At 43.8% G+C, this 21,957-nt stretch carries 18 protein-coding genes and 1 pseudogene; 10 read left to right on the plus strand and 9 right to left on the minus strand.

The window, feature by feature from the left end; all coding sequences use genetic code 11:
* The 4 genes from ABWY16_RS07300 to ABWY16_RS07315 form a co-directional block, all read left to right on the plus strand.
* Positions 1-1,974: endonuclease MutS2 (locus ABWY16_RS07300; RefSeq protein ID WP_353903987.1), on the plus strand; the 1,974-nt coding region annotated here is incomplete at its 5' end.
* Positions 1,975-2,023: 49 nt separating this feature from the next.
* The gene (locus ABWY16_RS07305) at positions 2,024-3,121 is read left to right on the plus strand and encodes a PQQ-dependent sugar dehydrogenase (protein ID WP_353903988.1); all 1,098 of its coding nucleotides are present in this window, start codon (positions 2,024-2,026) and stop codon (positions 3,119-3,121) included.
* A 30-nt stretch (positions 3,122-3,151) separates the two neighbouring features.
* Positions 3,152-3,853: a CoA transferase subunit A gene (locus tag ABWY16_RS07310; RefSeq protein WP_353903989.1), complete on the plus strand. Its 702-nt coding sequence runs from the start codon at positions 3,152-3,154 to the stop codon at positions 3,851-3,853.
* A gap of 15 nt (positions 3,854-3,868) precedes the next feature.
* Positions 3,869-4,528: a CoA transferase subunit B gene (locus tag ABWY16_RS07315; RefSeq protein ID WP_353903990.1), complete on the plus strand. Its 660-nt coding sequence runs from the start codon at positions 3,869-3,871 to the stop codon at positions 4,526-4,528.
* 3 nt (positions 4,529-4,531) lie between these two features.
* Here the strand turns inward: ABWY16_RS07315 and ABWY16_RS07320 are convergent, their stop codons facing one another.
* Positions 4,532-5,173 carry a uridine kinase family protein gene (locus tag ABWY16_RS07320; protein ID WP_353903991.1) on the minus strand — a complete coding sequence of 214 codons (642 nt, stop codon included), beginning with the start codon at positions 5,171-5,173 and terminating at the stop codon, positions 4,532-4,534.
* Positions 5,163-6,572, minus strand: a complete 1,410-nt coding sequence (locus ABWY16_RS07325) for a LysM peptidoglycan-binding domain-containing protein (RefSeq protein WP_353903992.1) — start codon at positions 6,570-6,572, stop codon at positions 5,163-5,165. The genes ABWY16_RS07320 and ABWY16_RS07325 overlap by 11 nt, the downstream gene beginning before the upstream one ends.
* A 183-nt stretch (positions 6,573-6,755) precedes the next feature.
* Here ABWY16_RS07325 and ABWY16_RS07330 point away from each other — a divergent pair, with 183 nt between their 5' ends.
* The gene (locus ABWY16_RS07330; protein WP_353903993.1) at positions 6,756-7,235 is read left to right on the plus strand and encodes a Dps family protein; all 480 of its coding nucleotides are present in this window, start codon (positions 6,756-6,758) and stop codon (positions 7,233-7,235) included.
* Positions 7,236-7,332: 97 nt separating this feature from the next.
* Positions 7,333-9,141, plus strand: a complete 1,809-nt coding sequence (locus ABWY16_RS07335) for a UbiD family decarboxylase (RefSeq protein WP_353903994.1) — start codon at positions 7,333-7,335, stop codon at positions 9,139-9,141.
* Positions 9,142-9,244: 103 nt separating this feature from the next.
* Here the strand turns inward: ABWY16_RS07335 and ABWY16_RS07340 are convergent, their stop codons facing one another.
* Both ABWY16_RS07340 and ABWY16_RS07345 read right to left on the minus strand, forming a co-directional pair.
* On the minus strand, positions 9,245-10,771 hold the full coding sequence (locus ABWY16_RS07340; RefSeq protein ID WP_353903995.1) for an OmpP1/FadL family transporter: 1,527 nt from the start codon (positions 10,769-10,771) through the stop codon (positions 9,245-9,247).
* Positions 10,772-10,787: 16 nt separating this feature from the next.
* Positions 10,788-11,699, minus strand: coding sequence for a hypothetical protein (locus ABWY16_RS07345; RefSeq protein ID WP_353903996.1), 912 nt, complete (start codon positions 11,697-11,699; stop codon positions 10,788-10,790).
* A 93-nt stretch (positions 11,700-11,792) separates the two neighbouring features.
* Here ABWY16_RS07345 and proS point away from each other — a divergent pair, with 93 nt between their 5' ends.
* From proS to ABWY16_RS07365, 4 genes are all read left to right on the plus strand, one after another.
* Positions 11,793-13,265 carry a proline--tRNA ligase gene (gene proS / locus ABWY16_RS07350; RefSeq protein WP_353903997.1) on the plus strand — a complete coding sequence of 491 codons (1,473 nt, stop codon included), beginning with the start codon at positions 11,793-11,795 and terminating at the stop codon, positions 13,263-13,265.
* Positions 13,266-13,380: 115 nt separating this feature from the next.
* Positions 13,381-14,520, plus strand: coding sequence for a cystathionine gamma-synthase (locus ABWY16_RS07355; protein WP_353904004.1), 1,140 nt, complete (start codon positions 13,381-13,383; stop codon positions 14,518-14,520).
* Between the two features lie 32 nt (positions 14,521-14,552).
* On the plus strand, positions 14,553-15,332 hold the full coding sequence (locus ABWY16_RS07360; protein WP_353903998.1) for a TIGR02757 family protein: 780 nt from the start codon (positions 14,553-14,555) through the stop codon (positions 15,330-15,332).
* A 32-nt stretch (positions 15,333-15,364) separates the two neighbouring features.
* Positions 15,365-15,871, plus strand: a complete 507-nt coding sequence (locus tag ABWY16_RS07365) for a YdeI/OmpD-associated family protein (protein WP_353903999.1) — start codon at positions 15,365-15,367, stop codon at positions 15,869-15,871.
* Between the two features lie 35 nt (positions 15,872-15,906).
* Here ABWY16_RS07365 and ABWY16_RS07370 read toward each other — a convergent pair whose 3' ends face one another.
* The 5 genes and pseudogenes from ABWY16_RS07370 to ABWY16_RS07390 form a co-directional block, all read right to left on the minus strand.
* Complete coding sequence (locus tag ABWY16_RS07370; protein ID WP_353904000.1) at positions 15,907-16,635, minus strand: polyprenol monophosphomannose synthase; 729 nt, start codon at positions 16,633-16,635, stop codon at positions 15,907-15,909.
* A 168-nt stretch (positions 16,636-16,803) separates the two neighbouring features.
* Positions 16,804-18,339 carry a peptide MFS transporter gene (locus tag ABWY16_RS07375; RefSeq protein ID WP_353904001.1) on the minus strand — a complete coding sequence of 512 codons (1,536 nt, stop codon included), beginning with the start codon at positions 18,337-18,339 and terminating at the stop codon, positions 16,804-16,806.
* Between the two features lie 101 nt (positions 18,340-18,440).
* Complete coding sequence (locus ABWY16_RS07380) at positions 18,441-19,364, minus strand: hypothetical protein (RefSeq protein WP_353904002.1); 924 nt, start codon at positions 19,362-19,364, stop codon at positions 18,441-18,443.
* Positions 19,364-20,542, minus strand: a complete 1,179-nt coding sequence (locus ABWY16_RS07385; RefSeq protein WP_353904003.1) for an acetyl-CoA C-acyltransferase — start codon at positions 20,540-20,542, stop codon at positions 19,364-19,366. Before ABWY16_RS07385 ends, ABWY16_RS07380 begins: the two co-directional genes overlap by 1 nt.
* Positions 20,543-21,329: 787 nt before the next feature.
* Positions 21,330-21,957, minus strand: a pseudogene (locus ABWY16_RS07390) (TonB-dependent receptor); the annotation flags it as partial.

Raw genomic sequence — 21,957 nt, forward strand, 5'->3', positions numbered from 1 at the left:
AAAAAGATTGAGACGGTACTGGATGCTAAAGGCAAGATTAAGCCCAATGCTTCGGCTAAATTGCAGGAGATTTCTACAGACATCTCTAAGGGAGAGCAGGAAGTACGTAAGCGCATGGACAGCATTTACAAACAGGCCGTAGCGAGTAACTGGGTGGCAGATGGCAGTTTAACTATACGTGACGGCAGGATGTGTATCCCGATCATTGCAGACCATAAACGAAAGCTCAAAGGTTTTATCCATGATGAATCTGCCAGCGGACAGACGGTATACCTTGAACCCGAGGAAGTATTCACACTTAATAATAAGATCCGTGACCTGGAATTTGATAAGCGAAGGGAAATTGTCAGAATATTGATTGCGCTTACAGACGACCTCAGGCCATATCAGCCATTGTTACTTTCGTATCATGGTTTCCTGACCAAACTTGATTTTGTAAGGGCTAAAGCCTTGTTTGCTATTGAAGTAGAAGCCGATATGCCAGTCCTGGTTGCAGAACCACGGGTTAAGCTGATCAATGCCCGTCACCCCCTGTTATACTTATCATTTAAAGAAGATAAGAAAACGGTAGTGCCGCTGAATATTCATATGAATGAAAATTTACGTGTTGTACTGGTCTCCGGGCCAAATGCAGGTGGAAAGTCAGTCTGTATGAAAACTGTTGGCCTGTTGCAGCTTATGGTCCAGTCGGGATTGCTTGTACCTGTACATGAATCAAGTGAGATGGGTATATTTGATAATATCTTTGCCGATATCGGAGATGATCAAAGTATAGAAAGTGACCTGAGTACTTACAGTGCGCATTTAACCAAGATGCGTTATTTTGTTGCCCATGCTACCCCAAAATCATTGGTGATGATCGATGAGTTTGGTACGGGAACAGATCCGCAGTTTGGCGGGCCAATGGCAGAAGCTGTGCTGGAGGTATTAAATAATAAGAAAGTTAGGGGAGTAATCACTACCCACTATTCCAACCTGAAATTATTTGCAGGGAATACACCTGGTCTGGAAAACGCATCTATGCTGTTTGATAACGACAAGATGAAACCTTTATATGTGCTGGAAATCGGTAAACCCGGAAGTTCGTATGCCTTTGAAATTGCTCAGAACATTGGTCTGCAAAAAGAAGTGCTGCAGCTCGCAAGAGAAAAAACGGGTACCAATCAAAACCGTATTGACAGCCTGCTGGTAGATCTCGAAAGGGAGAAAAAACAGATTTATGATACCAAAGTACATCTGGCCAATCAGCAGAACAAAGTAAAGAATCTGGTTGCAGAAAACGAGAAATTACAGGTCTTTCTGGATGAAAACAGGAAAACCCTGATCAAAGAAGCCAAGCTTGAAGCACAGGCGATCATCAGGAACGCTAATAAACTGGTAGAGAATACCATTGCGGGCATCAAGGAAAATCAGGCAGATAAAGTTGCAACCAAAGAACTGAGACAAAACCTGCAGAAGGAACTGGTGCAACACCAGGTGAAGGAGGAGAAGAAGCCTGAGAAAGCTGTTCCTCTGGGTACACCTATTGAGGTGGGCGATTGGGTTCAGTTAATAAATACAGAAACAACCGGTCAGGTACTGGAGATCAACAGGGGTAACCTTGTTTTGGCCCTGGGCGATCTGCGTTCGGTTGTTAAGAAAGACCGCGTACAAAAGATCAGTAACAAACAGGCCAGAAAGGTAGTCCAGAGCAATTCATTTTCTGGAAGGATATCGGAGGCGATTGGTAACTTCAGTGCGGAGCTGGATCTCCGGGGCATGCGCGGGGAAAATGCTATCCAGGAAGTGGAAAAGTATATGGATAAGTCGATCATGCTGGGGTTCCCCTTTATCAAGCTGATCCACGGTAAAGGAGATGGTATCCTGAGAAAACTGATCCGTGAATACCTGAAGAAATACCGCGAGGTAAACCGCGTGGAAGATGAACATGCCGACAGGGGAGGAGATGGGATAACTTACGTGTATTTCAATTGATTAATAAACATTTGTAAATGTTCATCTGTTGTAGTAGAAACCCTCTGCTATGAAAAGAATATTTACTCTGATTTTTAGCTTGTTTATACTATCGGCCTGTGAAAAAAACAAAGGTGATAACAGCAGCGAAGTGTTGCCCGATGCCGAAATAAAAACTGAGGTACTTACGCAGTCGCTCGTGTTCCCCTGGGAGATGGTCTACGGGCCGGATAACTATATCTGGTTTACCGAAAGATCGGGCAAGATCAGTCGGTTAAACCCAAAGAATGGGGTAATCGCACTGGTACATACCATCACTGAAGTGACCAGTACCGGAGAGGGTGGCTTACTGGGGCTGGCATTACATCCGGATTTTAATACCAGTCCATATCTGTATGTGGTTTATGATTACGGCAGCGGGGCCAACTACAAAGCCAGGGTGCTGCGGTTCACTTTCAACAATGGAGTTCTAACAGAGCCGCTGGTGCTGCTGGATAAAATACCGGCATCTTCAATTCATAATGGCTCAAGGCTGCTGATTACGCCAGACAAAAAACTAATGATCACTACAGGTGATGCCAATATTCCCTCAAATGCGCAGGACAGGGGCAGTCTTTCGGGCAAGATCCTGAGGATTAACCTGGACGGTACCATTCCCGGAGATAATCCTTTTCCGGGTAACCCATTGTGGAGTTACGGACACCGGAATCCGCAGGGACTGGTGCTGGCAAACAATAGGTTATATTCTTCAGAACACGGGCCCAACAATGATGATGAAATCAACCTGATTGTAAAGGGCAGAAATTATGGCTGGCCGAATATTGAAGGCTTTTGCAATACTACCGAGGAGAAAGCTTTTTGCGCGTCGAATGATGTGGCTGAACCGCTGATAGCATGGACACCTACGATAGCGCCATCTGGCTTAACTTATTACAACTCAGATTATCTTCCGCAGTTCAAAAACTCCCTCCTGATGGTTACCCTTAAAGGCAGCAAGCTGGTACAGTTAAAACTGGATGACGCAGGTGAAAAGGTAACTGACAGCAAGGATTTTTTCCTTAACGAGTTTGGTCGTCTGAGAGCCGTATGCCAGTCGCCCGAGGGAAAGCTATACCTGGCCACAAGCAACGGGACCAATGATAAAATTATAGAGGTATCTTCAAAATAAATCTATAATTTTACCCCCAAACCAAATATAATGATCAATAAAAAAGTATCGGGGGCCGATGAAGCCATTCGCGATATCACTGACGGCAAGACCTTGATGCTGGGTGGTTTCGGACTGTGCGGTATCCCGGAAAACTGTATTGCCGCACTGGTAAAAAAAGGAGTAAAGGAACTCACCTGTATTTCCAATAATGCCGGAGTAGACGATTTTGGAATCGGGCTGCTGCTCAAAACCCGGCAGGTAAAAAAAATGATATCTTCCTACGTAGGTGAAAATGCCGAGTTTGAACGTCAGCTGTTAAGCGGCGAACTCGCAGTAGAGCTCATTCCACAGGGCACACTGGCCACACGCTGTATGGCCGCTGGATATGGCATGCCTGCAATATTTACTCCTGCTGGTGTTGGTACCGAGGTGGCGGAGGGTAAAGAAACGAGGAACTTCAATGGCAAAGACTATCTGATGGAATATGCTTTTGATGCAGATTTTGCCCTGGTTAAAGCCTGGAAGGGTGATACCGCGGGGAACCTGATCTTCCGTTCTACAAGCCGTAATTTCAATCCTGTAATGGCTATGGCTGGCAAGATCACAATTGCCGAGGTAGAAGAACTGGTGGAGCCCGGAGCGCTTGATCCTGACCACGTCCATACTCCGGGTGTATATGTCCACCGCATCTTTCAGGGTGCCGGCTATGAAAAACGAATAGAACAGCGTACCACCAGGCCCCGCGGCTAACCCAATCAGAATTTTATGTTAGACAAAAATGGAATAGCGAGACGTATCGCTAAAGAAATAAAAGACGGTTATTATGTAAACCTTGGCATCGGTATTCCTACGCTTGTAGCCAATTACATCCCGGAAGGAATTAATGTTGTACTGCAATCTGAGAATGGACTACTTGGCATGGGGCCTTTTCCTTTTGAGGGGGAAGAAGATCCCGATATGATCAATGCTGGCAAACAAACCATCACAACACTTCCCGGTTCCTCGGTTTTTGACTCTGCCATGAGCTTTGGGATGATCAGGAGTCAGAAGATCGACCTGACGATCCTGGGCGCGATGGAAGTTTCAGAAAACGGCGATATTGCAAACTGGAAGATCCCCGGTAAAATGGTGAAAGGCATGGGTGGAGCAATGGACCTGGTCGCTTCGGCCAAGAATATTATTGTAGCCATGCAGCATATTAATAAAGCTGGGGAGAGTAAACTGCTGCCTGAATGTACTTTACCGCTCACAGGCGTTAATTGCATCAGGAAGGTAGTTACTGAACTGGCAGTGCTTGATATCTTACCTGAAGGTGGTTTCAGATTGATCGAGCGGGCTCCAGGAGTAAGTGTTGATTTTATCATCCAGTCTACTGCCGGAAAATTATTTGCTGATGCAGAAGTGATGGAAATGGAATTGAACTGATCCCTATGGGATCAGTACCGTTTCTTTTAATTCGTCAGAGATCTCTTTAGAGATTGTTATGATATCATCTGCCACATGTTTGTTGTTCATGATGATCTTCTGACAGGATTCTTTATAAGGCAAAAGATATTGCTTGTAGGCAGGCATCACGTGATTTACCCACTGGTACATCACCATATCGCGTGTATATCCGCGTTCAATCTCATCGCGTGAAATCCTGCGGTTAAGCGTGATTTCCTCATCGGCATCCATGAAAATTTTCAGATCAAACAGTTTTGCGATTTCCGGGTAGTGGAATACAAAGAGGCCTTCCACAATAATGATAGGGGCAGTAGTAATGTTCAGGAGACGGGCATTCTCTTCATTGACATTGAAAGTATATTCTTTTTTCTCAATGGATCCTCCTGAGATCAGTAATTTAAGATCATTTAATAACTTTTCGTCATCTATCCCTTCCGGTACATCGAAATTGATCCATCCGTTTTCATCAATCTTCTGCAGTTCCTTAGCCCTGTAATAATCATCCTGTGAGATTAAACAGACTTCATCAGCAGTAAAATGATGTAGAAAACATTTTAGAAAAAAAGTTTTACCAGATCCGCTTCCTCCTGCAACACCTATAATATAAGGCTTGTTATTGTTCATTCGCTTGTCCACCATACGTTAAATTGCACAAAAAACGCTTGTCTAATGCACCTAATGCATCAGCTACCGCTTTTGTCATTACAATTATAACATCTTTTGTGGACTCATTCTCTGTAAATTTACCAACAACCTTCGCAAATGTAGAGCGGTTGCTCATCGGATTGGTGATTTTCATGATCGTTCCGATAGGTGCAGTGCGGTGCAGCACGAGCATTTTTGATGAATCCAGATCGGGATCAATAATCCACACGCCCGTACCTTTTTCATCCATCTGGCTTAATCCGTAACGGCTGGGAGGTAAACGCAAAGAAGGATTTTTTACCGCATCGGCCGAGTCGGGATCCAGACTGCCATTATCGCCCATTTGTTCTCCCTTTACCGGGTACTGACCGCTGATCAGTAACTTCTGGCCAACATACAGTGAGTTGGTAGTTAAATTATTTTTAGCTTTCAGCTGGTCTAAAGTAAGGCTGTACCTGGTGGCAATCGAATACATTGTTTCATTACCAGCTACTGTATGAACTACCAGCGGATCTTTTGCGGCCGGAGCTTCCTGTGCAGCTGCTGGAACAACCTGTTTCGCTGATTGCTCAGCAATTTTTACAGCAGTTTCAGTTTTTTTTGATGTATCAGGTTTTTTATACTGGCCCTGTGCTGCAGGAGCCGGAACGGTAGTTGTATTCACCGGCTGACGGTTTGAAGCAGCAGGTACAGGGGTTACAGTTGATGCAGCAGCATTACCAAGTGCTGCGGCCTTGCCAGAGCTTGTAGTATTCGCAGGAGCAGGAGCCTGTGTGTTTGCAGGGCTCGGCGTCGCCTGAACTTCCTCAGTAGCAGTTCCTTCTTTTGCAGGGATTTTCAATACCTGGCCGATCTGCAGATTAATAGACTTCAGGTTGTTTACCCTTTTAATTTCTTCTACAGTAGTGCCATATTTATTCGCCAGCATATTCAGGTTTTCCTTACGCTGCACAGCATGCTCAATCAGCGTTGTATTGTCCTCTGCTGCCGGGCTGGTATTATCTGTAGCGGTACTTTTACCAGAACCATTGTTGTTTGCTGCGGGCTTATCCGGAGCAGTATTTCCTGCAGTTTGGTTTTTTGCTGTACTTGAGTTTTTTGCAGCCGTTGCAGGTCCGGAGAAAGGCAGATCAGTGGGTACCTTGATGATCACGCCAAGTGATAGAAATTTATCATCGTTATAGCTCATGATCACTTTCGGACTGATGTTGTATCTCCGTGAGATCGAGTAGTAAGTATCCTTAGCTACTACCTGATGCAAAATGATCTTTTTCCCTTTTGAATTTTCAACCCCTATAGAATCTCTCAGATGATCGGCCTTAGCGGCAGCTAAATTCAGGAAAACGGCAAATATTGCCAATATATAATATCTGTGCATTAATGTCCTTATGAATGATTAGTCCGACAATTATACGAATAATATATAAGAGCCTGTATTATGAATATTAAACGACAATTGCTGGTGTCTATTGTTATCAGCTTTCTTTTTAAAAAACCATTTGATCAGTATATTTGTTTATTGATCATAGGTTAACAAAACAAAATAAAATTATAAAATATTATGGACGCGAAAGAAATTAGTTTGGTTGAGAACGAAGTGAAGCCAGTTGTAGATTTGCTGAATGATTATCTGGCAAACTATCATATTCACTATCAAAAATTGAGAGGATGCCACTGGAATGTGAAAGGGCAGAATTTCTTTACTTTGCACGTTAAATTCGAAGAGTTGTATACCAATGCACAGGAAACGATCGATGAGATTGCAGAACGTGTACTGACATTGGGAAAACCACCACATAGCCGTTTTGCTGATTACATCAATGAATCAGTAATCAAAGAAATCAACACTATTGGATTACAGGACCTGGCAATGGTTGATGCTATTCTGGATGATATGGCGTTATTAATCCAGCTGGAGCGTGATATCATGGAAGCTTCCGAAAAAGCTGGTGATGACGGTACCAATGATATGGTGAACAAATTCATGCAGTACAAAGAGAAAAACACCTGGATGCTCCGCTCTTTTGCAGGAAAAAAATAAGCAGCTTAGTATCTCATTAATATAAAACCATGCAAACCGCATGGTTTTTCTTTTTTACAACATACCCAAACTAAAATACTTCATACCTTTACACCTGATGGGATATAAAAGCCTGGCCGAGTGTGTTGCTGATTTAGAGAAACACGGCCATTTATTGCGGATAAAAGAAGAAGTTGATCCTTACCTGGAGATGGCTGCCATCCATTTGAGGGTGTATGAGCAAAAAGGGCCGGCGCTTTTTTTTGAGAAGATCAAAGGAAGCCCTTTCCCGGCAGTATCTAACCTCTTCGGTACACTGGAGCGTTCCAAATTTATGTTTCGTGACAGTCTGGAGAGTGTGGGCCAGCTGGTAGATCTGCGTTCGGATCCCGTGAAAGCATTAAAAAATCCCTTTAAATTTGCAGGATCTGGTCTTACGGCCCTTTCCGCATTGCCTATGCAGCAGCAAATGTTTAAGTCGGCCTTTGAAAAAACAACCATCAGCCAGCTGCCGCAGATCGTAAACTGGCCAATGGACGGCGGCCCCTTTATCACAATGCCGCAGGTATATACCGAGGATGTGGATAAACCGGGAGTGATGAATGCAAACCTGGGGATGTACCGGATACAGCTTGCCGGTAACGACTACATCAAAGACCAGGAAATAGGCTTACACTATCAGATCCACAGGGGGATCGGCGTACACCAGAGCAAGGCCAATGCAAAGGGACTACCATTAAAGGTGAGTATATTTGTGGGAGGTCCACCTTCGCATCCTCTGGCGGCGGTAATGCCTTTGCCTGAAGGATTATCTGAAATGACATTCGCCGGGGCTTTAGGCAACCGCAGGTTCCGTTACTTTTATGACGAAGAAGGATTCTGCATTTCTGCAGATGCAGATTTCGTGATCACAGGTACCGTGCAGCCGGGAGAAAATAAACCCGAAGGCCCTTTTGGGGATCATTTGGGCTATTACAGTCTGACACATCCTTTCCCTTTACTGAAAGTACATAACGTATACCATAAGAAAGATGCAATCTGGTCCTTCACCGTAGTAGGCCGTCCTCCGCAGGAGGATACAAGCTTCGGCGCATTGATCCACGAGATCACAGGGTCAGCATTGCCGCAGGAAATCCATGGCTTAAAAGAAGTAAACGCAGTGGATGCAGCTGGTGTCCATCCTTTGCTATTTGCTATTGGAAGTGAAAGATATACTCCTTTTCTGAAGGAGCGCCGGCCGCAGGAAATCCTGACTATCGCCAACCATATCCTGGGTAAAAACCAGCTGAGCCTGGCTAAATATGTATTTATTGCTGCGCGTGAGGACAATGAAGACCTGGATACGCATGACATTGAAATTTTCTTACAGCATATCTTATCCCGGATAGACCTGAAGAGAGATCTTCATTTTTATACACAGACAACTATCGATACACTGGATTACAGTGGTGAGGGACTAAACAGTGGCTCTAAAGTAGTATTCGCTGCTGCAGGTGAACAGAAAAGAGTATTATCCCTTACAGTGCCTGCAGGTTTCAACCTGCCTGATGGTTTTGAAGATTACCATATGGCGATGCCAGGGGTAATGGCCATCAAAGCTCCGGAATATGTGAATGCGGCTGATACAGAAAAGCTGGTACTCGAGCTAAATAACAACCTTGGAAAACTGGAGATGGATGGGCTGATTTTGATTATCCTGTGCGATGATGCTGCCTTTACCGCTGAGACCATCAACAATTTTGTATGGGTTACATTTACCAGGAGCAATCCTGCAGCAGACATATACGGAATAGGTGCTTCTACAAAAGATAAACACTGGGGCTGTACCGGACCACTTATCATTGATGCCCGGAAGAAACCCCACCATGCTCCTGAACTGATTAAAGATCCCGAAGTAGAGAAAAGGATCGGGCGATTTGGGATTTAGTTACCTGTCGCAACGACTGCATGATAGCAGTTAAAAATTTACTGATAAAAAAAATCTCCTCATGAATAATCATGAGGAGATTTTTTTTATGTATGTGCTTAGCTTAGAATTTCACTCCAAGGGTTAAGAACACATTGTTTCTTGCAAGTTTGACATTAGCTACCGGCTCACTGAAGTTATTCAGTTCATAAGGACTGAAAGTATTGGTTGTTTCAGCACGCTGATAAGCTGCATCAACATACCAGCTGCTAAATCTGTAACCGATACCGCCGGAGTAAGTTTTCACCTGGAAAGTATTGTCGTTATCATCTTTATAAGGGCTTCCGTTAACACCGTAACCAGCTCTTAAACTAAAGCTCTGGATCCTGTATTCACCACCAACCCTGTAGTTGAACGTACCATCATAGTATTGTTTGATATAAGCATTGTTATCTGCAATCTCGGCACTGTATCCATCACTTACAGAGAAGTGAGTGGATCCGTAATCAACATAGTCAACATCCGCAGAGATCAAAGCATTTTTTGCAATAATTACACTACCACCCAAAGATGCTTTGTATGGCGTACGCAGGTTATAGTTGAAGTTAGAGTTGATCGTGTTACCGTTGAAGAAAGCACCACCTGAATAGCTGGTCTCCAATACTTCTGCATAATCATCCTCTACGTGCATCCAGGTTGGTAACTGGAAGGTAGCACCAATTCTGATAATGTCTGTTGGTTTATAGATCGCGCCCAGGCGTGCATTCACACCTGATCCGCTTGTACTCTGGTAAGTTCTGTAAGCCAGGTTATATGTCTGTCCAACTGCAGGTGGAATATCAGTATCACCTGGACCTGGAATAATTGCAGTAGCAACTGTTCCGGATTCAGTATATAATTTGTCGCTGGTGTAACGTACATCAACAAATCCAATGCTTGCACCCAGGTACAATTTGTTGGAGATGTTCATACCACCTGCAAAATTAAATTCAGACGTTGAACCTTGTCTCACTTCCGATTGAGTCTGGTTGTTTGCCTGGCTGGTAGTTGGTGCATAAGTAGTACCATTCGTTCCACCAGTTTGGTTGATCAGGTAACCATTGTATGCATCACCTTCGATGAAACCCTGATTGTCAGCTGTCGAAAATCCGTTAGCACGTTCTGCCCATGCATCAGCGATAGAACTGTTGGTGTTCCTTCCCTGGTAGCTGGTGTTCTGATAGAAATCATTGTTTCTGTTGTATCCGATACCCCAAACAAAGCTAAGTACGCCCTTATTCAGATCAGAACCTTTTGGTTTTACAACCGGGTTATACCATACTACTGCTGCCTGGTTCAGGTTCAGCTGGTTTTTGGTGTCCTTGGTCTGTTGTCCGAGAAAGCTGGCTTTTGATTGGATGTTGTTGAATTCAGGGGTTACGCTAAATTCAGAACGGGTAAACATTCCCAAACCGGCAGGGTTACCACCGATAGAACTGATATCGCCACCCAAACTGATCTGGGCGCCGCCTAAACCTTTGAAACGAGAGGAAGTTCCGTAATCAGTACGTGAAAACCTGAGTGCATCGCCTGCATATACTCCACTTTGGGCATATATATTACCTGTAGTACCTACTATAGCTACTACTACTAGTTGTATGAATTTTTTCATTTAGATTTTTAGATTATTAATTACCTCTGCCTCCACGACCGCCTGATGATCTTGCTCCGCCGCCGTAGCCGCCACCACCACCACTGTAACCGCCTGATGACCTGCCGGACTGTGGTTGCTGTTGCTGATAATTGCTTCTGTCAGGAGTGTAACTCTGCTGTCCGCGGGACCTGCCGTTAGCACTGCCGTTGTTATAGATTGCTGTTCCGCCTCTGCCGCCTCTTCCACCGGATGAGTAAGCTCTTGAGCCATTACCATTGTAGCTTGAAGCACTGTAGCCTGAGCTTGATCCGCGTCCGCCTCTTGGTCTGTAAACACTGTTGCTGCGGTAACCGCCACCGTAGTATCCACCACCATAAAGTCCACCGTAGTAACCGCCATAATAGCCACCGTATCCGCCCCAAAGACCGCCGTAGTAGCCGCCGAATCCCCATGGAGAGAAGAATGGGTCATAGAAACCGTAGCCACCGTAACCCCAGCCGCCATAACCGCCCCAGCCGCCGTAACCAAAGCCACCGTAGCCGCCCCAGCCAAGACCAAAGCCTCCGCCATAATAACCGCCGTATCCTAAGCCAAAACCGATACCGGAATAATAAGGTGAATAACCACCATAAAATGAATCATAATAACCCCTGTAAGGGCTACCGTAATAAAATCTGTTAATTCTTGAAGAATAGCTCATATCCGCATACTCATCGTTGCTGCTATAATAATCATCCTGATCGTTATAATCGTTGTCAACCGTTTGAGAATATTGTGCCGGAATGGGCGCTGTGTACTCTACAGCCTTAGCTTTTGTGCCATAAACGTCATCGTCATTGCGCGCTTGCTGGGCCATCTGCTGAGTACCGCAGGATGACAGGGCAATTGCCCCAATCACCAGCATACTGGATAATAAATGGTTAGGTTTCATAATATGTGAGTTCATTGTGTGTGTAAACAATTTTTTTCGTAGGCATAAATTTATAAATTTGCAACCTATGATGCAAGTTATTTAACACAAAAAGCATTCCAATCATTTATGAGCAAAGGTATTACAAGTAAGAACGAGGATTATTCCCAGTGGTATAACGACATTGTTATAAAGGCCGACCTGGCGGAACATTCAGCTGTGAAGGGGTGTATGGTGATAAAACCCTATGGCTATTCGATTTGGGAGAAAATGCAGGCCGTTTTAGACCAGAAATTTAAAGATACAGGGCATAGCAATGCCTACTTTCCTTTATTCATTCCGAAGTCATTTTTCTCGAAGGAAGCGGCACACGTGGAGGGCTTTGCGACAGAATGTGCAGTAGTAACACACTACCGTCTGAAAAATGACGGAGAAGGCAACATTATTGTTGATCCGGATGCCAAACTTGAAGAAGAACTGATCGTCAGGCCAACGTCTGAAACTATCATATGGAACACGTTCCGGGGATGGGTGCAATCTTACCGCGACCTGCCATTGCTGATCAATCAGTGGGCAAACGTAGTAAGATGGGAAATGCGCACGCGCCTGTTCCTGCGTACAGCAGAATTCCTGTGGCAGGAAGGGCATACCGCACACGCAACTTCTGAAGAGGCTATTGCTGAAACCGAAAAGATGCTCGACGTATATGCAGATTTTGCAGAAAACTGGATGGCACTGCCGGTAGTGAGAGGAAAGAAAACTGCGAACGAGCGTTTTGCAGGTGCACTGGATACTTATTGCATAGAAGCGCTCATGCAGGACGGAAAAGCCCTTCAGGCAGGTACATCGCACTTTCTGGGACAGAACTTTGCGAAAGCATTTGACGTTAAATTCACCAGTAAAGAGGGTAAACAGGAACATGTATGGGCAAGTTCATGGGGGGTATCTACACGTATGATAGGTGCGCTGATCATGGCTCACAGTGACGATCAGGGACTGGTACTTCCACCAATGCTGGCACCAATTCAGGTTGTAATTGTTCCGATATATAAAAATGATGAAGACCTTAAAAATATCTCTTTGTTTGTGCACGAATTAATGCCTAAATTGAAAAAACTTGGTATCTCCGTGAAATATGATGACAGGGATACTCAGCGTCCTGGTTTCAAATTTGCAGAGTACGAGCTGAAAGGCGTACCCGTACGTTTGGCTATTGGCGGCAGGGATATGGAAAACAAAACTGTAGAACTGGCAAGAAGAGACACCAGGGAGAAAAGCACTGTAAGCCAGGAAGGACTCGATATGTACATCGGACAGTTACTGGGCGATATCCAGGAAAATATCTTTAAAAAGGCTTCGGATTACAGGGCAGAGCACATTACTCCGGCCAATTCATATGAAGAATTTAAGGAGCTGCTGGATACCAAAGCCGGATTTATCACTGCGCACTGGGATGGTACGCCAGAGACTGAACAAAAAATAAAAGAAGAAACTAAGGCAACGATCAGATGTATTCCTCTGGATAACAAACTCGAAGAGGGCGTGTGTATCTATTCCGGAAAACCATCAATTCAGCGTGTTTTATTTGCCCGCGCTTATTAATCATTTAATAAAGAATGAACCCGACATGAATAAAATCATCATTTATCTTCGGCGCAATGATGATTTTATTCATCAGGGCTCCATCTAACAATTGAAAAACAAATAAATGAATAAGATGAAATTTGCAACCAAAGCGATACATGCAGGTCAGGAACCTGATCCTTCAACAGGAGCAGTAATGACCCCCATCTATCAAACTTCTACTTACTGGCAGAAAGCCCCGGGCGACAACCAGGGTTTCGAATATTCAAGAGGCACTAACCCTACGCGTCAGGCACTGGAAAAATGTCTTGCAGCATTGGAAAACGCAAAATACGGACTGGCATTTTCTTCAGGAATGGGAGCTACGGATGCCGTAATGAAATTACTCCAGCCAGGTGATGAGGTAATTACCGGTAATGATCTTTACGGAGGTTCATACCGTATTTTTACCAAGGTTTATGCAAAATATGGGATTAAGTTTCATTTCCTGGATTTATCAAAGCCCGAAAATATCCTTCCCTATATCAACGACAAAACCAAACAGGTCTGGATAGAAACACCTACCAATCCTACAATGCAGATCGTGGATATTGAAGGCATAGCTAAGATCACTAAAGAGAAGGGACTGATCCTGACGGTTGACAATACTTTTGCTTCACCGTACCTGCAAAATCCGATTGATCTGGGCGCTGATATCGTAATGCATTCTGTTACCAAATATATCGGCGGTCACTCTGATGTGGTAATGGGTGCATTGGTAACAAATAGCGACAGTCTGTACAAAGAGCTTTGGTTCATCTATAACGCTTGCGGTGCTACTCCTGGTCCGCAGGACGCCTTTCTTGTACTGAGGGGGATAAAAACCCTGCACCTCAGGATGAAAGCGCACTGTGAAAACGGAGAGAAGGTTGCGCGATTCCTTAAAAACCATCCAAAGATCGATAAGATTTACTGGCCGGGTTTCGAAGATCACCCTAACCACGATATTGCCAAAAAGCAGATGCGTGGTTTTGGCGGTATGGTTTCCATCACTTTAAAAGATGCTGACCTGGCCGAGACTTTCAGGATTGCTTCCTCATTTAAAGTTTTCACCCTGGCAGAGTCGCTTGGTGGTGTAGAATCCCTGATCAATCACCCTACAACTATGACTCACGGTTCTATTCCTAAAGAGGAACGCGAGAAAGTAGGGGTTACTGATAATCTTTTACGACTGAGTGTAGGTGTTGAAGACATTGATGACTTACTTGCTGATCTGGAACAGGCGCTTAGCTAGGAGAATATAAACCCGGTACTTAACTATAAAAATTGGAATTTTTAGAATTAAAAGATTTTCTGGATCTCAAAGTGGCCCAGTACAACAGGCCGGCTTTCATTACCAACGATCCGATTTGCATTCCCCACAGGTTTTCTAAAAAACAGGATATCGAAATTGCCGCATTTTTTGCGGCAATTTTGGCTTGGGGGCAGCGCAAAACCATTATCAATAAGTGTACAGAGCTTTTTGAACGGATGGATAATGATCCGTATAATTTTATGCTGCAGCATGAAGTTGACGATCTGAAAGGCCTCCTGGGCTTCAAGCACAGAACCTTCAATGATACAGATTTACTTTATTTCGTCGCCTTTTTTAAACACCACTACAGCCTGTCAGACAGCCTGGAAACTGCCTTCCTTCCTGATGATTTTGCAGGGCATGAAAGCTTTACCGCAGAACATGCGCTCAACCATTTCAGGTCTTACTTTTTTAGTCTGCCGGATTCGCCGCGCAGAACGGTAAAACATATTTCCTCGCCGCTGCAAAAATCAACCTGCAAACGGCTCAATATGTTCCTGCGCTGGATGGTGCGCAAAGACAACATGGGGGTAGATTTTGGGCTCTGGAACACCATACATGCTTCAGATCTGGTCTGTCCCTGTGATGTACATGTTGACCGCGTGGCCAGAAGGCTGGATCTGATCACCAGAAAACAGACCGACTGGAGAACCGCTGTTGAGCTGACAGAGGAGTTGCGCAAGTTTGATCCGCAGGACCCGGTGAAATATGATTTTGCCTTATTCGGACTGGGCGTTGAAGAAAAGTTTTAAATAAAATTAAAATTGCATAGCTTAGTTTCTGCATGGTCGTATTTGAAGCAGAAATAGAACGTTACGAAAAAATGGGCGAAAAGACCGGCTGGACTTTCGTGTTTGTTCCTGCTGCAATAGCCAATCAGATCAAGGCAGATTGTAAAAAAAGTTACCGTATAAAAGGGCGGCTGGATGACGTTCAGGTAAGGGGCCTTGCGCTTACGCCAATGGGGGAGGGGAACTTTATTATTGCGTTAAAGGCCAGTTTGCGCAAGGAATTAAAAAAAGAAGAGGGGGCTGTCCTGCACCTGGAACTGGAGGAAGACAAAGAGTTCAAGGTAGAGATGCCTGCAGACCTGGAACTGTGCCTGCTTGAAGAGAAGCACTGCATGGACAATTTTATGGCACTGCCCAAAGGGCACCAGAACTATTATATCAACTGGCTCAATACAGCTAAAACAGAACCAACACGGATTAAACGCCTAACCCAGATTATGGTCGCTATGGATAAAAAGATGGATTTTGGAGCAATGATCAGAAGTAACAGGGAAAGTTAGTAAGCTGCAGATCGCTGCGATGCAACTAACAAATTCTATTTTCTGTCGTATTTTCTAAACCAGCTGCTGATTTTCATCTGGATAACCCCCAGAAAAGCTTCCCTGAAAATCTTGGTGCTCATCTTGGAAGTTCCTTCAGTACGGTCGGTAAAAATGATAGGTACCTCAACCACTTTAAAGCCATATTTGATGGCCGTAAATTTCATTTCAATCTGAAAAGCATAGCCCACAAATTTGATCCTGTCAAGAGGGATCGTCTCCAGCACTATTCTCCTGTAACATTTAAAACCCGCAGTTGCATCCTGGATATTGATCCGTGTGATTAAACGTACATACATCGATGCAAAATAAGACATCAGTACCCTGCTCATCGGCCAGTTTACTACGTTCACACCATTCACATAACGCGAACCTATCGATACATCAGCGCCATTTACACAGGCCTGGTACAGTTTGTATAGATCTTCAGGATTGTGTGAAAAGTCAGCATCCATTTCAAAAATATAGTCGTAGGCATGTTTTAGCGCCCACTTAAAACCGTGGATATAAGCAGTGCCCAAACCCAGCTTGCCGGTTCTTTGTTCAAGGTGTAATCCTGTAAATTCTTTCTGAAGGTTTTTAACGATATCAGCCGTGCCATCAGGAGATCCATCATCAATAATTAAAATTTCAAAGGGGAAATTGAGATAAAACACCTTGCGGATGATTTTTTCAATATTCTCCTTCTCGTTATAGGTGGGGATGATGATTAAGCTGTCTGACACTTTAAATATGAATTCTGATAAAACTTCCGCGAAAGTATTGATTATAAATGAAAGGTAATAAGTTATCAAAGATTTTAACAGATTTTTAATCGCTGCAGAAAAAGCTTTGACACAAAAGAACCCGCAACAAACAAGTTCTTGCGGGTTCTTCTGACATTTAAATATTTTTTAAACCTTAGCGTTCATCGTAGTCTGCAGCCATTTGGTTAAGCAGAACAAAATAATTGATGCGGTACCTGCCATAAATACGAACAGCATGAAAAACTCATGCAGGTTATGCATTTCATAACCTAAAAAGTTAGTGGTTTTTGTACCATCAGGATACAAAGCACTTAATTTTCCACTCAGTACGTTAGCACCTGCATTGGCAAGGAACCATACGGCCATCAGCAGTGAAGCAAACTTTAAAGGAGCAAGTTTATTGACAAGCGATAAACCGATCGGAGATAAACACAGCTCTCCCCAGGTATGGAAAGCATACATCCCGATCAGCCACATCATACTTACTTTGATACCTGTACCCACATTGTCAACCCCCATTGCAATTACATAATAACCCACAGCCAGCAACATCAAACCAATCGCCATTTTAGTAGGCGCAGATGGTTCCCTGCGGCCGAGTTTGATCCACAACCAAGCCAGTACCGGTGCAAAAACAACTACGAATACGGAATTGAGTGAAGAAAACCAGCTGGCAGGCACTGTAAAGAAGCCAAGATCCCTTTGGGTAGATTCTTCAGCAAAGAAGGTCAGTGAAGCTCCGGCCTGTTCAAAAGCACTCCAGAAGAAAACCACGAAGAATGCAACCACAAAGATTACCAGGATCCTCTTTTTTTCTACACCGCTCAGCGATTTGTCGCTGAAGATCATATAGGCAATCCCCAGTACACAAGCCAGCATTAAGTAACTCAGGTAGCTGTAAACCCGGGCATCGATATAAAGCAGGCCTACACATACACCAGAAAATACCAGAAGGGCAAGATATACCAAAACAGGAGATACTTCTTTACCGGTTTGCACCGGTTTCATACCTAAAAGGTTGCCCTCCGGATCTTTTACATATTTGTCTCTCAGATTGATAAAAACAATTACACCTAAAACCATCGCAACTGCTGCTGCAAGAAATGCCCATTTGAAATCTGCAGGATTTCCTGTATCGCCTACATAACCGCAGATAAATGGCCCTAATGCACCACCCACATTGATACCCATATAAAAGATCGTATAAGCAGCATCCAGCCTTTTATCGCCAGGCCTGTATAACTGACCAACCATCGAAGAAATATTTGGCTTGAAAAAACCGTTGCCGGCAATCATGAACCCTAATCCGGAAAAGAAAAGAAAGGCCGATATATCAGGGCTGCTTACATAGAGGGAAGCGCAAAAAAACATCAGTAACTCTCCCAGGGCCATAAGCAAACCACCAGTAACGATCGACCGCCGGTTTCCCCAGTATCTGTCGGCTACAAAACCGCCGATCAATGGAGTAAGGAAAACCAGGCCGGTATAACTTCCATAAAGGTTTGAGGCGAACGCTTTATCGAAGAGCAATGCTTTAGTCATGAAAAGAACCAGGATGGCACGCATACCGTAATAATTGAAGCGTTCCCACATCTCGGTAGCAAAAAGTACATATAATCCTTTAGGATGGCCTTTCGGAGCGTCGTGTATAAGCTCCGGCTTAAGGATTTCAGATTGATCCATAGTGTTGTATTATAGTTTTTAAATTAAGTAAGTTCAGTGTTTAACAGATAATTTCCCGCAAAATAACCCATTTTATTTGTTTATACCGATAATCCGGGAAATTAGAATTTTTTTGTAACGGGAATATCCTTCCTTTTTGGATCGGTATAAAAGTCATCGAGAGCGTTGGGATCGTTGTTCAGCTCGATATTCTCAATGAGTTTCAGTTTATTACCCACCAGGCGGTAAGCATCAAAGCTCGAATCAGAAGCATAATATTCAAAGTTGCCCGTCATTGTAGAATCAATGGGTGCCAGGTGATCAAAAGCAATCAGCTGCTCTTTTTTGTCGAGACGCAGCGTCATGGTGTTTTGCCTGTTGTACTCAAATACTATCCTGTTTCTTACAGCAGCATTTTTAGGCCCCTCAAATATAGGTTTGCCAAAAGTGGCACCATTTTCATCAAATGACAGGATATCAATAACTTTTTTAGAGGTTTTGGCGGTATTGCCTTTCCATCCCAGCAGGGCGTAGCAGGTTTTTTGTCCGCGGGCAATCAGGGGCACAATCTCATAATAGCGGGCGCCATACCACTGCCTGTTAGTGGTAATCTTATTGTCGTCTGTAAAATGCTCGGTATCATCGATCAGGGGATAAAGCTTCAGTTTTCCATCGGCAGTGGCCATCTGTATTGTACCAAAGAACCGGTAGGTACCTTCTTCTGTAGGGATGTACCAGCTAAAGATCCTGAAAGCATGATCCGGAGATCCGGTAATAGAGATTGTTCTCAGGGAATCGAAGCCATAGGTAAATGATCCCGGGGTTTTCAGGGCATTGACCAGCATTTTGATAAACTTCGCATTTTGATCAAAGCGCTGGATATTCCCAGTGGCAGTAAACATGGTACTGGTATACCGTAAAAGGGAATCCTGATACTTGTTCAGGACAGCCCCGTTTTTGGAATCAGCTTTGAGCTGTGCAGAAACAGTTGTTACCGCACAGCTATAGATAAAGGTTATTAAAAAGTATAGATATACCTTCTTCATTAATTTAAGTTTTCAATCACCACAGCACTTGCGCCGCCGCCACCATTACAGATACCGGCAACTCCTATTTTTCCGTTGTTCTGGTTCAGTACTGAAATCAGGGTAACTACAATCCGTGCACCTGAAGCGCCCAGGGGATGGCCCATCGCTACAGCACCACCATTTACATTCACCACCTCTTCAGCTAAACCCAGCTCTTTATTATTAGCGAGTGAAACTACAGAAAAAGCTTCATTAATCTCAAAAAAATCTACTTCATCAAGGTGTTTCCCGGCCCTTTGCAACGCCAGGGGTATCGCCTTGGAGGGTGCGGTAGTAAACCATTCCGGAGCCTGCTGCGCATCAGCATATCCGATAATACGTGCCAGGGGCTTTATTCCCATCGCTGCGGCTTTCTCGGCGCTCATGAGTACGAGGGCAGCTGCACCATCATTTAAAGCTGAGGCATTAGCTGCAGTTACTGTTCCATCCTTTTTAAATACAGGTTTTAAACCCGGCATTTTATCAAAGTTAACAGTATACGGATCTTCATCGTTATCTATCACAGTTGTATTTCCTTTGCGGTCGGTTACTTCTACAGGGATAATCTCACTGCTGAATTTTCCGGATTCTATGGCCGACTGTGTTCTTCTGTAAGAACCTGCAGCGTATCTGTCCTGTTCCTCACGGGTTATTTCGCAGGTTGTGGCACATAATTCAGCAGCAGATCCCATGTGGTAGTCGTTATATACATCCCAGAGCCCATCTTTTACCAGTCCGTCAGTCATTTGTCCGTGTCCCAGTCTGTAACCGGTTCTTGCTTTATCGAGGTAATAGGGTACGTTGCTCATGCTTTCCATACCACCTGCTACAACGATATCATTTTCGCCCAGGGCAATGCTCTGTGCAGCAAGCATGATTGCTTTTGTGCCTGAAGCACATACTTTATTAATAGTGGTTGCGGGTACGTCCGGTAAACCGGCAAATTTAGCTGCCTGTGTTGCCGGTGCCTGGCCTAAGCTGGCCGATAAAACATTGCCCATAAATACTTCCTGTACGTCTTCCGGCTTTATGCCCGACTGCGCTACAGCGGCCTTTATGGCAATGCCTCCCAGCTGGGTAGCTGTAAAGCCTGACAGCGAACCTCCGAAACTTCCAATTGGCGTTCTCAGTGCTGATACAATAACTACTTCTCTCATTGATCTCTATTACATTTGGTTACAGGCAAAGCTAGTAATTTTTAATTCGCCGGCCGGCTAATTTTTTTGTCCGGCTATTTTTGATGCAGGGCAGCTCAGGAAACTTCATTTATAGGTGTGTTTTTGAAAATAATAATCTGCCAAATTCATAATGAAAAATCGTTTTTATTCATTTATGGAATAAATGTAGCTTTCGACACTATTGTTGAATAACAAAAAACTATTTATCATTGGAAAATAATTAATAAAAGATAACCAGCTGATAACCATACGATCACATGCAAGAAATTGAGAAAATGTCCAAAGAATTTACTGAAGGCCGCCGGTCTTTTCAGCGAGGAGAAGCACTGCAGAAGCAGCTTTGGGGGATGACTAAATTGATCTTGATTTTGTGTGTTCCCTTCGCGGTTGAAAGTGTTCATCAGCTGCTTGGAAGGATAATATGAAAATATTTCAGCAGCAACAGAGTAAAATTGAAGATGATGCGTTATTAGTGTATAAAAAATGAATAAAGATCTTGTCGAACGGACGCTCGTCCGGCAGACATGTTTAGGTAAATAATAGTTAATTAGAATAGCCGATGGTCTGTGGATGCAGCATCGGCTATTTATTTTTCGGGTGTTTGTTATTTATCAGTTCATATCCTGGTTTTTGCATCAATGTCAAACCATCTTAGACTTTAAATTTATCCTGCGCCAGTACCTGCGAAAAAAAGAAACCGTCCCACAAGGAGACGGTTTCAGATTTGTTGAGCGTACTAAGTGTTTTTGTAATGAATTTCCCAGGTTTAGAATCCGTATCTCAATCCAAGCTGGAACTGATAAGGATTACCTGTAGGAACAGGAATACCAGAGTTGTTCACACGGTAATTGAAAGCTTTTGTTGTTGCATCATAGTTTGGAACTGCGGGAATTGCTGGCGTAGTAGGGGTTGCTGCTACAGCTGCAGTACCGTTCAACGCATATAATGCCTGTGTTGATAAACTTCTGTTTACACCCCAGTCTTTGTTCAGCAGGTTGGTAAAGTTGAAGATATCTGCAGATAGTTCTAATGCGTGCGATTTGTAAATCTTGAATTTCTTGGAAACCCTGATATCCACAACACCAAAGTAATCGTTTACACCACCATTACGCTGAGCGATCTGCCCTGAGTATTTAATGATATAATCTTTTAAGCTCTGGCTTGCATTTGGATTGTCAAGAAGGTTTTGTAATCCTGTGCGTACATTCTGAGGAACGTTTGCATTGCCTCTGTCAAAGATATAAGCCAGATCATTCGTAGGCACAAAGTCACCATTGTTGTTTGCGCCTGATATTAAGCTATAACGTGTACCGCCGATTCCTGAATAACGAACCGCCACGGTTACACCATAAAATGATGGAAATGTGCCGTAAACCACAATTTTGTTTCTGAAC

The sequence above is a fragment of the Pedobacter sp. genome (genome assembly GCF_040513095.1).
Classification (GTDB): Bacteria; Bacteroidota; Bacteroidia; order Sphingobacteriales; family Sphingobacteriaceae; genus Pedobacter.